Source organism: Labilibaculum antarcticum (assembly GCF_002356295.1).
Lineage (GTDB): Bacteria > Bacteroidota > Bacteroidia > Bacteroidales > Marinifilaceae > Labilibaculum > Labilibaculum antarcticum.
Genome location: NZ_AP018042.1, coordinates 4,411,998 through 4,425,104, shown reverse-complemented (window position 1 = coordinate 4,425,104; position 13,107 = coordinate 4,411,998). Strand labels below are relative to the sequence as shown.

Annotated in this window: 8 protein-coding genes; 5 read left to right on the top strand and 3 right to left on the bottom strand. The window is 37.3% G+C overall.

The genetic code is table 11. The features are described 5' to 3' along the window. Position 1: 1 nt before the first annotated feature. A complete protein-coding gene (locus tag ALGA_RS17570; RefSeq protein WP_162845480.1) occupies positions 2 to 3,109 on the top strand; it encodes an AsmA-like C-terminal region-containing protein in 3,108 nt (1,035 codons plus the stop codon). Positions 3,110 to 3,687: 578 nt separating this feature from the next. On the opposite strand, the gene ALGA_RS17565 is transcribed toward ALGA_RS17570, so the two are convergent. Beyond that, positions 3,688 to 4,203 carry a hypothetical protein gene (locus tag ALGA_RS17565; RefSeq protein ID WP_096431410.1) on the bottom strand — a complete coding sequence of 172 codons (516 nt, stop codon included), beginning with the start codon at positions 4,201 to 4,203 and terminating at the stop codon, positions 3,688 to 3,690. A 598-nt stretch (positions 4,204 to 4,801) separates the two neighbouring features. On the opposite strand from ALGA_RS17565, the gene ALGA_RS17560 reads away from it, so the two are divergent. The 4 genes from ALGA_RS17560 to ALGA_RS17545 all read left to right on the top strand — a co-directional run bounded on the left by ALGA_RS17560 (position 4,802) and on the right by ALGA_RS17545 (position 10,834). Then, the gene (locus ALGA_RS17560; protein WP_096431408.1) at positions 4,802 to 6,481 is read left to right on the top strand and encodes a hypothetical protein; all 1,680 of its coding nucleotides are present in this window, start codon (positions 4,802 to 4,804) and stop codon (positions 6,479 to 6,481) included. 90 nt (positions 6,482 to 6,571) lie between these two features. Beyond that, a complete protein-coding gene (locus ALGA_RS17555) occupies positions 6,572 to 8,173 on the top strand; it encodes a hypothetical protein (protein WP_096431406.1) in 1,602 nt (533 codons plus the stop codon). A 322-nt stretch (positions 8,174 to 8,495) separates the two neighbouring features. Next, on the top strand, positions 8,496 to 10,328 hold the full coding sequence (locus ALGA_RS17550; protein ID WP_096431404.1) for a hypothetical protein: 1,833 nt from the start codon (positions 8,496 to 8,498) through the stop codon (positions 10,326 to 10,328). A gap of 104 nt (positions 10,329 to 10,432) precedes the next feature. Next, entirely contained in the window at positions 10,433 to 10,834 is a 402-nt protein-coding gene (locus ALGA_RS17545) for a VOC family protein (protein WP_096431402.1), read from the top strand. Positions 10,835 to 10,962: 128 nt separating this feature from the next. Here ALGA_RS17545 and ALGA_RS17540 read toward each other — a convergent pair whose 3' ends face one another. Both ALGA_RS17540 and ALGA_RS17535 read right to left on the bottom strand, forming a co-directional pair. Beyond that, positions 10,963 to 11,991, bottom strand: coding sequence for a beta galactosidase jelly roll domain-containing protein (locus ALGA_RS17540; RefSeq protein WP_145957666.1), 1,029 nt, complete (start codon positions 11,989 to 11,991; stop codon positions 10,963 to 10,965). A gap of 28 nt (positions 11,992 to 12,019) precedes the next feature. Then, on the bottom strand, positions 12,020 to 13,066 hold the full coding sequence (locus ALGA_RS17535; RefSeq protein WP_162845479.1) for a beta galactosidase jelly roll domain-containing protein: 1,047 nt from the start codon (positions 13,064 to 13,066) through the stop codon (positions 12,020 to 12,022). Positions 13,067 to 13,107 lie beyond the last annotated feature (41 nt).

The following is a 13,107-nucleotide window of genomic DNA, read 5'->3' as shown; positions in this document are numbered from 1 at the left end:
AATGCGAATCGTAAAAAAGCTTGGAATAACTTTGTTGGTATTGGTTTTTGTAGTGATAATAGCTGCAGCAATAGGCTTGTGGTATGTTTTCACACCTGAAAAATTAACCCCAATAGTTAATAATCAGGCAAAAGAATATTTAGACTGCACTACTAGTATCGAAAAAGTTGAACCAACTTTTTTTAGTACCTATCCGTTTTTTGGCATGGAGCTAACGAATCTCTGTTTAACAGAGAATAATGATTCTGTAAAAACAGATACTCTGTTATACGCCAAAAAATGCTTCGCCTCGCTAGATGTACTATCGTACTTATTTCACGACAATATAAGGCTTAACCCATTTTTGGTTGAAAATGGTTATTTGAATTTCAAAATAGACTCTCAGGGCAACTCTAATTTCGATATTTTTAAAAGTAGTTCCGATTCAACAGAAGCTGATTCTGAAGCCTCATCATTTGGTAATATCGACATTAGCAATGTAGTATTTAAGAATTTTAATGCCAATTATACCGATGAGACTACATTTAGAAAGGCGGCTATTAACCACTTAAATGCTGCGCTCGAGTTTAAATACACCGACGAGAAACAGTATTTTGATTTGGATCTGCAAGTAAATAAATTGCTGTTTACAACATCCGATTCAATGGCTCTTTGTATTGATGCCAAAAACTGTGATCTAAAAATGAATTCGAAGGGTCAGGACAAAAATCTATTCAATTCCGATTTACAACTTGTTTGTAAGGAAATGTCTGTTTCAATGGCTGGTGATACAATTTTATCGAAGCTAAAAGTTGACAGCCATTTGCCTTTTTCTGTAAACATAGCAGAAAATTCTTATGACTTTAAAGAGGCAAAGCTTATGGTGAATGATGCGCAAGAAGTAGCTTTTAATGGTCCTGTAAAAATACAGTCCGATAATTCGATAGCCATAGACATTCACTACACCACCAACGAATTGGATGTGGAAAAAATTACAGCTCTTGTTCCTAAAGTATATTCGGCTCCGCTAAAAGATTTGGTTGCCAAGGGCTATGCACAAGTATCAGGATCGGTAACCGGAGTGTATTCGGACACGAACACTCCCCTTGTAACAACAAACTTGAAATACTACAAGGGAGAAATTAAATATGAAGCTTATCCAAGAGTGAAGGCCATTCAATTATCGATGTCTGCAAAGGTCGATGTAAATAAAAACCAGACTTCGAATATTACTGTAACGAGTAGTTCTGCCAAAATACTGAATAGCACTGTTTCTGTTACAGGAAATATCTCGGATATTATGGAAACGCTGCAATACGACCTCTATTCGAAGGGTGATATTCACTTAGCCGATTTTCAGTCGTTTATCCCAAAAGATCAAAATGTAATTGTTCGGGGTTTGGTGAATGGAAATCTGCATACCCGATTTTCTCAATCTGATTTGGATCAAGAGAAATATCACCGCATCTATTTAACCGGTGATTTTAATACCCGGAATTTTGATGCAATCTATAACGACTCGATAAAGATAAACCTTCCTTCGGCAAAAATTAAGCTTAATTTACCGAGCCAAGCCAGAGCAGACAAAAACCTTCTGTTTGCAAACATCAAAATTGATACACCAAACTTTACCACAAGCCTATCTCCTACGATGAGTGCCGCGGCTCAAAATATTGAGCTTTCTGTCGACATCAATAATCTCGCAAAAGGAGCCTCCTCACCAATTTCGTCATGCAATTTTAAATTGGGTAGCTTTTATGCTGTGGCCGACACTTTATCGGTTAGCGCAAATAATGCAAACGGACGATTTGAATACACTCCAAGCCTTAACGGAAAACAAGAGATTGCGCTTATCAATTCGACAATGAATAGTGATAAAATTTCAATAGCCGGCAAGGATTCCATCCTGTTTGATGCTAAAAATCTGTATGCTAAAACAAATTTGAAGTACGACGACTCGCAAAATAAGGTTCTCCTTAAATGGCAGCCCGAAATGGCAATCAATTTCTCCGATGCAATTTATAATTTGAGTGAACAGCTAAAAGGTGAAATTCCTAACATATCGTTTACACTTAATCAAGACAGTATGGAGATTAAGAAAGCGGATTTAATTTTAGGCAATTCCGACTTTAGTCTTACCGGTCAGCTTACCGACATTTCAAAATATCTTAACGACCAGGCATTACTGAAAGGAAACTTTAATTTAGTCTCTAAAAATACCGATGTATATCAGCTCATGGACATTTTTAACGGCATGGGCAGTCAAGACTCAACTCTTGCCGCCAATAAAGCTGTTGCGTCGGAAGACGATCCGTTTATGGTACCAAAAGGGATCGAAATTCGATTAAAAACAACAATTGCCATGGCTGTGGTGAATAATCATATCATCGAAAATATTAAAGGGGGACTAACCGTTAAAGATGGCACCCTTATTCTCGATCAGATGGGTTTTACAAACAAGGCAGCAAATATGCAGCTAACGGCAATGTATCGTTCCGACAGAACAAATCACCTTTTTAGCGGCATCGACTTTCACCTTTTAAATATTGATGTTGCTGAACTAATTGCCCTGGTTCCTTCCGTTAATACAATGATTCCAATGCTAAAATCATTCAAAGGAAAAGGTGAATTTCATTTGGCTGGAGAAACATATCTTAAGAGCGATTATTCTCTTAAACAATCTACAATTCGTGGTGCGGCTGCTTTCCAGGGACAGAAACTAACACTTATGGATACCGAAACATTCGGCATGATAGCCAAGAAACTACTGTTTAAGAAAAAAACAGTAAATGTGATAGATAGCCTTAGTGTTGAGATGACTCTATTTAAAGATGAAGTTGATCTATATCCTTTCCTTATTGTGATGGACAATTATAAAGCAGTTATTTCTGGTCGTCATAATATGGATAATAGCTTTAACTATCACATATCGGTAACAGATACTCCACTGCCTATTCGACTAGGACTAAATGTAACCGGAACAATAGATAATTTAAAGTACGACCTAGTGGAGTGCAAGTATAAATATTTGTACAATCCAAAAAAACAAGGGGCACTGGAGAAGCAAACATTACGTTTGAAAAAGCTGATTTCGGAATCGCTTAAAGAGAATGTTAAGGAGTATGAATAGAGGAGACAAGGAGAAAGGATCAAGGAAAAAGTGACAAGTTTAAAGGAGAAAGGAACAAGAAAAACAGTGAACAATTGACAGTTAGCAGTGAATACAAACCTGACAGCGTAAATGCTTGTCAGGTTTTTTTGTATTGTGAATATATACCATTTTACAGACAAGTTAGGTTTTAAACTCTCGAAACGACAAAACAATAATTCCCCAACAAAAAAAACATTATAATTATTTTACAGGCCATTACAGATATAAGAATAGATAGAAAAAGTAGTTTTATTATAGTTAAGCAAGTCCTCCCCTTTTCTATTCAAATGCAAGCAATAAAAAAAGTGGAAGAATCTCTTCTCCCACTTTTACAGTTTAACTTGAAGTCAGGCTATTTGTATTCTTTGGCAATAGCGTTCTTTAGTATTCCCTTTTTAGCCTAGTTGTTGGTAAGTGTGTAAATACAAAAAGCAACAATTAGGCTAATAAAGCAAATAAATGAAAACAAAAGCTTAGAAAACCGTATAGTTACCACACACAAGACATTCGATAAGTGCACAAAATTTTTGTACGCTTACCTCCAGATAGTTAATGCTTTATACAAACAACAGGACAATGGTCAAAATAACTCCCCCCACAGCAAAGTACATACCTTTCTTAAAAACAGGCATTTTTGGTGAGTACATCCAGAATGCCGATAACACAAAAAAGAGTAGTGATACCCCAAAAAAGATATTTAAAAAGTACAAAGGGCTATTTGTTGTTGCTTTATGCAGTCGTTCCATTTTTTCAAGAACAAAAGGCAATTCCATTTTCGTTGCAATTACCACTCCTGTTTTTTGGTTGTAATTGCCATCCTTAAAATATAAGACGTCACCTTCTTCCTTTTCAACCTTAACCCTCATCCGCAATTTTGGACTTAGTTCAGCTCCAGTTAAATTTGGTTCGAGTTGTTGTTCCAAGACAACCTCGTTTTTTAAGAAATTAGTTTCTCTAAAAATCATTACAATTCCGCTTACTGCATAAACCATCATTATACCTGATAAAAAATAGCCGAGATATCTGTGAATAATTCTAATTTGAAGTGGGAATCGAGTCTTGCCTTTTGCCATATTTAATGCTTTATTTAAATTTTTATTTAGTTTAGACTTTAATTTTAATTAAAGGTTTAAATGTTAAAAACCCTTTTTAAAAAAAACAGCTATTATGCTAAAAACAAATTAGATCCTAGTCTTACTATTTTAAGTAAAGTCAAAATGTTTTACAAGGTATATAAACTGCATCAATACACTTTACACCACCATATAGAATATATAGTGCATTCATGTTGTTTTCGCCCCCGAATCTACAAAACAATAATCTCCAAACAAAGCATTACAAAGGATATTTCACAGGCCATTAGTGGAAGAATCTCTTCTCACACTTTTATATTTCAACTTGAAGCCAGACTCTTGTAATTCTTTAAAAATCTTAATTTTTTCAATATTCCTTTTGAGTGCCGTTGATAAAAACCACTCTTTCACATCATCCCAAATTGGTATTGTATGGGAACAGCTTTCCCGCCCCTTAAATTCAATTATGATAGCTACTAAGGCTGCATGAATAATAAAAGAGGTTTTCGTCTTTTATTATTGTAAATTGCATGGTTTAAACATTTATAGTATCAATAACCAACACATTAGACCATTTAAAAACCAAATCTTTTTTACTATGAAAATAAAAAATAATGCCCTACTTATTCTATTGATTTTTACGGCACTACTTACCAGCTGTAAGTTTGAACTGATACAGGAAGTTGATGAAGTTGCAGAGCTTGAATTAGGCATACCCGGCGAAATTGCGAATGGAATTTCTGATGAAACCTTACTTTCAATCCCTATTGATTTGGGTGAAATAGGAGTTGCAGTAGATACACGAATCCTTGCGATTCGGGCTTACAAACCAAGTAAAATCAGTTTCAGCATTGAAGGTTCGTTAAGTGCCTTTTCTCAGGTAGACATTCCCGTGGATGAATTTACGCATGTGGCAAACTTTACCATTAAAAGAAAAGACCTAAGCGATGCCGAATTAAAAGGTTTTAGCAATGGGGTTCCAATAAGCGTTACCGTATTTAACGAGGTCGGTGATTATATTGATGGCAGAACGGTCTCGAGATACATTATTAATGCAACCAACCGCACTTTAAAAATAGAGAGCAAACTACCCTATATTTTAAAGCCTTTGTCTTTTAATCCGGATATCCCCTACTTTATGCAGACGGCTGCTGACACAGAATTCAAAACCCTAGGCATCAGTAGTGATTACGAAGGCTTTACAGGCAGTGAGCTAGGGCTTTTAAGTGGGAAGTACCAATTTTATTTTGAAAAAACTGCCAATTATGAACGAGACTTTACTTACAAAATAAAAATCTACACCTACACTTGGGATTACGTTGACTATGGTTATTTGGATGCTGATGTATTTAATACATACGGGAATAACGGAGGAAATAACGGCGAAAAAATTGCTGTTGGCTGGGGAGTAGACGATCCCACCAGCAACAGAATGCTAATCGGTGAAAGCGATTTTCTTTTGGAACAGACCAATAATGGCACTGTAAAAATTCGTCTCTTTAGCAGCGAGTCCTATTTAAGCACCAATGGAGATCCATTTGAGACTGGATACAAAATATTTTTTGATACCGACCCAACAAATGATTTAGAGTTCAATATTTTTGCTGATAATATCAGCTGGAAGTTCGACGATTTGGGCACCAAATATTCACCGGCAATTATACCACCTACAAAAATGGATTTTGCCTTTGATCAGACCATCATAAATTGCTCAGGTGCCACGGGCGATTACGAGGTAGGTATTGCTACTACTGTAAGCAATACCACCAGTATATCATACGAAGAAAGCATTAACCTTTTTTCATCCAAATTTGATTTTAAGGAAGCTACTGTTGAGGCTTCGGCAGAAGCAAGCTTTTTTGGCATTGGGGCAAGTGTTAGTGCATCGGGTACCCTAAGAACAGAAACAACAACCGAATGGGGAAAAGAAAAAAAGACCAACCAAGGAATAGAGTATGAAGGATCGCAGGAAGTATCTGCTAGCAGAAAAGTTAGCGTTCTACCCTATAGTGCCATAGAAGTTTTTGATGTGATACAAAAGCTCGAAAATGTACGCATCCCTTTTGTTCAACGGTTCATCATCAGGGGTTCTGTTAATGATGAAAAACACCTGACAGGTCCGGAAATTGAGGCTCAGCTTATCTCTAACCAGTTTCGGGGAGTTGTAACAGAGGTAGGCAGCGATTTTATCGTTATTAGTATTCGGGGGGCGGTAAATGTTGCCAACTATTTTGAATACAACAACAACCTGCATGATATTGAAGGAGCTTGTAATTAATTCGATTCAGTAAGCAAATTACCTGCTTTTTAAAAGATTTTCCATGTCATGGATTTCTCATTTTCTAATCACGTCTAAACAATTATTACTATGTATAAAATAATATTCCTATCCTTCATTTTTTCCATCGCCCTATTTGCGAGCTGTACTTTTGAAGTAAGTGAAGAGCCCCGATCTGCAGATATAGATCTTGAAGTTGAGAATGGCACAACAAGATTTGAAGGCATTTCAGATTCAACCTTAAACAGCATTCCTGTTGATGCCGGTGAAATAGGCGTTGCAATTGATACTCGAAAATTAGCCGTTCTTGGTTATAAGCCAAGTAAAGTGAGCTTTACTATTATTGGTGATCTTAGCACTTTTACACAAAGCAATATTCAGATAGACCCTTATACGCATGTGGCTCTTTTTAAATTGTCACGCAAAGATCTTACAGAAGAACAAATCACTGAATTTAGTGAAGGTGTAGCCATTGAAGCTAGGGTATTCGATGCCGAAAATGTTACAATGGAAACAATGTACGGCTCTAAATTTATTATCAACTCCACAAACAGAACCATAAAAATAGAAAGTGAAAAACCGCATGTACAATACCCTATGAAGTTAAATGCAGATATGCCTTATTATTTGGCCTACGAAGGCTTTAGCCTTACAAATTATTTGGGAGCAGAGATTGTCGGTAATTTTAGTGAAATGAGTGGTACTTTTATAATTAATTCAACTCTTTACCACAACGATCCAACTAATATTTACAGCAAACTTCAAAAATTTTATTTCATTGAGATTGAAGAGAATATTTATGCCATTAAAACAGCGCATAAGAATTCATATTTGGAAATAAATGATAAAAGAAAGCTTGCTTATAATATCGAAAACACCGATGACAATCCTAATTTTGTCCTTGGAGATAAACACAAGTTTATTTTGGAACAAACAGCAAAGGGTACGATAGAAATACGTTCGCTTTCAGGAGGGACATTCTCTTTTTATAATGGTGGAGCACCCTTTACTTTTATAGCTGCCAATATTACCTGGGAGTTCAACGATTTGGGTACAGAATATTCAGCAGCCATTTTGCCTCCTGCACAAATGGATTTTGCTTTTGACCAAACCATTCATAATTGCTCGGGGGCTACGGGAGAATATTATGTAGGTAACAACAGAGAAGAAACCAAAACAGTCAGCATTGACGTAGAAGAAACAGCTAGCTTTTATTCGAGTACTACAGATAGTAAAGAGGCGACAGTGGAAGCGGAAGCCGGTGGTGAAATATTTGGAATTGGTGCAAGTGTAAGTGCTTCTGGCACCATAGGAACCAGTAGAACAAGAGCCTTTGGTTCGGGAACAGGTACGAACAAGGGTAAAACTTATACTGAAACACAAACGGTTTCTTCAAATCGGGTAATAACCGTACCGCCTTATACTTCGGTAGAAGTTTTTGATGTGATACAGAAACTAAAAAATGTACGCATTCCCTTTGCACAGCGCGTTTTATTGAGAGCTGCCAATGATGAAGGCATTCCTTTAAGTGGTGAGGAAATTCAATCCCAATTGGGAGCAAATCAATTTGGTGGCGTAGTTCTGGAGGTAGGTTCCGACTATATCGAATATAGCGTAAGAGGATCGATTAACGTGGCGAACTATTTCGAATACAAGAATACCGTTAATGATATTGTGGGCATCTGTAATTAATTATTCGATATTTTAGAATAGGAAGATGAAACTCTATTAAGTTCTCATCCCTATTTAATGTTCAGATCTTTTTAAAAAGTGCATGTAATACCTCCATCATGGATGATATTACATGCACTGCTTGTTTTTAATTGCTACAAACCAATAAGTCCAAACAAGCATTTACACTCCATTTTATTGAGTTACAAGTGTGTTCAGTTTTGCTCAATATGCATTCAAATAATAAAAGACATTTTCATCCTTAATTATTTTTTACTATCTTAAATGGCGTCGCAGCAAGTAAAAGCGCGGTACATGAGCCCAAACCATCAAATTTTGAGATATGCAAAAATACCTACTAATCACCTCGATCTTACTAATAGCAAGTACCATTTACGGACAAAATGAGAATCCAAAATCAGGCCGTTTATCTATCGATTTTGTGAATGGAATCAGCATGCCCAATGGCGGTTTTGAAGATTTTGCAAAAGATGGTTTCAATAGTGAAATATCGCTTAGCAAAAGCTTTTGTGAGAAACTTTCGATCGGTTTTGGAGCTAAACATTCTTCCTTTAACGTGCGGCAAGAGTTTGGTGCGGTGCAGGGATCAAGAAATCAGTTCACCAGCACCACTTTTGATATGGGTCCGCAATTTTCTTTGGGCTCGAAGAAATTCGCAATTGAATTGTATGGTAGAACAGGCTTATCGGTTAACAGCACTCCAGAAATTAAGATGCTGCAAGCCAACACCGATATAACAATCGGCAAAATGGATCAGCAGAGTATGAAAGCTTTGAGTGCACGATTGGGCGCAAAAATTAAGACGGAACTTTGCACAGGCCTCCAGTTATTTGTGAGCAGTGAATATGTTACCACTTTAAACTCGGACATGAACTTCTACAGCAAAGATCTTTCGAAGGCCATTGATGCCGAAGGCAGAATTGATCCTGATTTAGCTGGGGAAATTCCTTTTTCGACAGAAAGTTTGAATTTTTCGAGCCTTAATGTGAATTTTGGTGTGAGCATTGCGCTAGGGTCTTGTTGCAGCGGAAAATCTTCGAAAAGAAGCTCCAATCCTCTTTATCAAGGCAATGGAAAAGCAGTGGATAACCCTATGTTTCAGAAAAATAGCAGAGGCGTGAATCCAATGTATCAGCAAAATAGCAATCAGGGAGAAATGCCTTTATCCGAAGGAGCGAATAATTCAGGAGGGTCTTCGGCCACTCGTGCACAAGATCACAATGCAAGCAGAAGTAATACCACTAGCTCCATTCAACCAGATAATAACAATGATAAAGTTGACAAGACAAACACTCGTGCTCAGGATCACAATGCAAGCAGAAGTAATACCTCTAGCTCCATTCAACCAGATAATAACGGTGGAAATGGAAATGAGGGTGGAACAAAAGCGACCGATTACAATTCTAGTAGAAGTAACCGCACCACCAGTTCATCAGTAATGAATAATGAGGGCGAAAATGGAAATAATAGCAGAAACAATCGAGGTGTAGTGGCTACAGATTACAATTCGAGCAGAAGTAACAAGCAAGGTGTTGCCGACTCATCGGGTGATGATGGAAATAATGACGGAACATCCGGAACCAAAGCAACCGATTACAATTCGAGCAGAAGCAACCGAACCACCAGTTCTTCGGTAATGAATAACGACACCGGCAATGACAGTCAAGGTAATTCTACGCGAGCACAAGATCACAATGCGAGCAGAAGTAATACCTCTAGCTCTATTCAACCAGATAATAACGGTGGAAATGAAAATGAAGGCGGAACAAAAGCGACCGATTACAATTCCAGTAGAAGTAACCGAACTACTTCATCTGCTATAGATAACAATACGGATAATGGCAATAGTGGCGGAACCAAAGCCACCGATTACAATTCGAGTAGAAGTAACCGAACTACTTCATCTGCCATGGATAACAATGTGGATAATGGCAATAATGGTGGTAACAGAGCTACCGACTACAACTCGAGTAGAAGCAACAAGCAAGGTGTTGCCGATACAAATGACGATATCCGCGTAAGCATGACACAGGCCGACAAACGGAAAATGATAAAGAAATTGAAAAGGGAAGAACGTGCGCGAGTTAAAAAGGAGAACAAACAGCTAAAAGAAGAACAGAAAAAAAGAAAAATGCAGGCGAATTCGATTTATTAATATCGAGACATGAGATTTTAGATGTGAGAATTGAGATATAAAAAATGGAATTTGATCCTTCTAACTTCTTTAGTATCTTAGGTTTCTATTAAATAAATATGCACATGAAGCAAAGTATTGCCCACGTAACTCTTGTTGTTAGAGATTACGATCAAGCCATTGAATTTTATACGAATAAACTACAGTTCGATCTGTTGGAAGATCTTAAAATGAGTGAAGATCATCGTTGGGTATTAATTGCTCCCAAAGGCAGTTCCTCTTGTTCCATAATGCTCGAAAAAGCAATTGGTAAGGAACAGGAGAGCCGAATTGGAAATCAGACCGGTGGCAGTGTATTTATGATTTTGCAAACAGATAATTTCGAGCGCGATTACAAACATCTACTTGATAATAAAATTCGAATTACACGCGAATCCTCAACTGAAGTTTATGGCAAAGTATGCGTATTTGCCGATTTGTATGGCAACTTGTGGGATTTGATTGAACCTGTAAAAAAAGAGGATTAAGGCACAAGGAACAAGTTACAAAGTAAAAAGGATCAAGTGACAAGGAGAAAGGAACAAGGAGAAAGAAACAAGGAACAAGGAACAAAGTAAAAGGATCAAGTGACAAGGAGAAAGTATCTACAATGATTTTATTTTCTTCGTCGCTTGTTCCAATACTTAATGTAATGATCCTGAGAAATCAGCCCAATTGAACCGGTATAGATTCCGCCTCCTTGTGTTGCGTCGTAAACACGAACAACAATTCTGTTTTTCTGTCCTTTTTTAATCAGATTTACGGGCAAATAATAGCCACGAAGCTGTTGATATGTATTTGAATAGTTTTGAACTGTTGAAGGATCAAAATCACCCGATTGACCAACCAACACTCCATTTACAATTACCTGATCGAGATCATCAATCTTGCCCAAAACAAGTACCATTCTTTCAGCTATAAGCTTTTCATCTGCCACAAAATCGAGAGCATAACAGGCATATCCATCGTAATTTTTGTATCCCTGATTCTCCCAAAATCCAGGAACAATAATGTCATCCCAATTTTCTGCATTTTGCAGATCTTCATGTGCCGAACGCCCTATTTTAAATTTCCATTTACCTTGTAAGTCAATGTCAACCGGTATTGCATCGCGATCAACAACAATAGAGATATCTCCGCGAATAATGCCTCCTTCTCCCACATCATCGTAAACACGAACGGCTATCACATTATTATCGCGCAGAATGGCCGAAGGAATATTGTACTCCCGATTGGAAGTATAAGCTGTTGAAAAACGAGGAGGAAATGTTCCTGTTCGCCCAATACTTTTTCCATTCATAAAAACTTCGTCCACATCATCAATATTTCCCAACTTCAAAAACAGACTCTGACCTTTTAGCGAACCAGAATAAGTAAAACTGGTTCTGTACCATGCAAATCCATCGTAACCATGAAACCCCTGATTTTCCCATGCCGAAGGAACATCAACCCGTTCCCAGTTTGAATCATTGTAATTGGGATTTGCCCATTTAGAATCGTCACCAATCGAAAATTTCCAACGACCGTTTAAGTCAACCACTTTCTCATAATCCTGCGCCTTTGTTTCATTGCTAAATCCACAAAATAACAACATTACAAAAAGTAAGTTCATCCATTTAATCGTATGCTCACCTATCCTATTCATATCTTATATTTTATTCTGCAACACAGAATTAGTCAAACCAATAATCAAAAAACTTCTCAAAGCTTGATCGGTTGTCCTTGTACTCTTTTCTCACCATTTCCTCGGCTAAATCGATATCGGTAATTCCAATTGGACCGCGATAAATTCCACCTGGTCCCATATGATCTGTTACCGTTACCTCTATTACATTCGTACCACTACTTTTCAACACGCCCTTTGGAATCTGATAAGCACGAAAAGTATTATAATTCGAATTACCAGACCAATTACCGCCTCTTTTATAGCCCATCCATCTGATTCTCTCTCCATTTACATATACCTCATCCTCATCGTCAATTATACCCAAAACCAAGGCTTTTTCCGATGTACTCATATCCGATGGATAATTGAATTTTTTGGTGTACTTGGCTTTTCCGTCTACCCCATTATAACCTCTGGTTTCCCAAAACCCCGGAACAAATATTTTTCCTTTCCGATAGCTTATGCAAGCTAAATTTCCTTTATCAACAGAGTTTCCACATTCAAAATCCCAGTAGCCTGTTAGGTCTACATCCATTCTCTCCTGATCTTTATCGATAAAAAGACCTACCGGTCCTTGGGTAATTCCTCCATTTTGAATTTCATCGTAAACCCGCACAGCAATTACGTTTTTGCCACCTTTACGAATTAAATTTGCCGGAACAGGATACATTCTTGGAATATTGTAGGCTGTTTTCATTCGCGGCGGAAAATTACCCGATGCTCCTATCAGTTTCCCATTCAAGTACACTTCATCAACGTCATCAATATAGCCCATGTATAAATAAAGGTACTCTCTGTTAAAAGACTCTCTTATTTGAAAACTTTTACGATACCAGGCAAAACCATTGTACCCATCGTAACCATTATTTTCCCAATTATTGGGGACAAATATATTTTGCCAATCGGAATCATCATAATCAGGGATGGCTCTTGCAGGGTCATCCCCAATTGAAAACTTCCAGTTTCCTTCCAGATTCACCAAACTTTTCAGATTCTCAGATTGTATCGTACCCACTTGAAAAATCAAGAACAAAAGTAGAATACTTACTTTCAAAGTTTGGGTTTTATAGATCACACTATTCATTTCTTATCTCC

Coding starts and splice junctions, on each gene's coding strand:
- ALGA_RS17560 (WP_096431408.1), top strand. CDS start 4,802: ATGAAAATAAAAAATAATGCCCTACTTATTCTATTGATTTTTACGGCA.
- ALGA_RS17540 (WP_145957666.1), bottom strand. CDS start 11,991: ATGAATAGGATAGGTGAGCATACGATTAAATGGATGAACTTACTTTTT.
- ALGA_RS17545 (WP_096431402.1), top strand. CDS start 10,433: ATGAAGCAAAGTATTGCCCACGTAACTCTTGTTGTTAGAGATTACGAT.
- ALGA_RS17565 (WP_096431410.1), bottom strand. CDS start 4,203: ATGGCAAAAGGCAAGACTCGATTCCCACTTCAAATTAGAATTATTCAC.
- ALGA_RS17550 (WP_096431404.1), top strand. CDS start 8,496: ATGCAAAAATACCTACTAATCACCTCGATCTTACTAATAGCAAGTACC.
- ALGA_RS17570 (WP_162845480.1), top strand. CDS start 2: ATGCGAATCGTAAAAAAGCTTGGAATAACTTTGTTGGTATTGGTTTTT.
- ALGA_RS17555 (WP_096431406.1), top strand. CDS start 6,572: ATGTATAAAATAATATTCCTATCCTTCATTTTTTCCATCGCCCTATTT.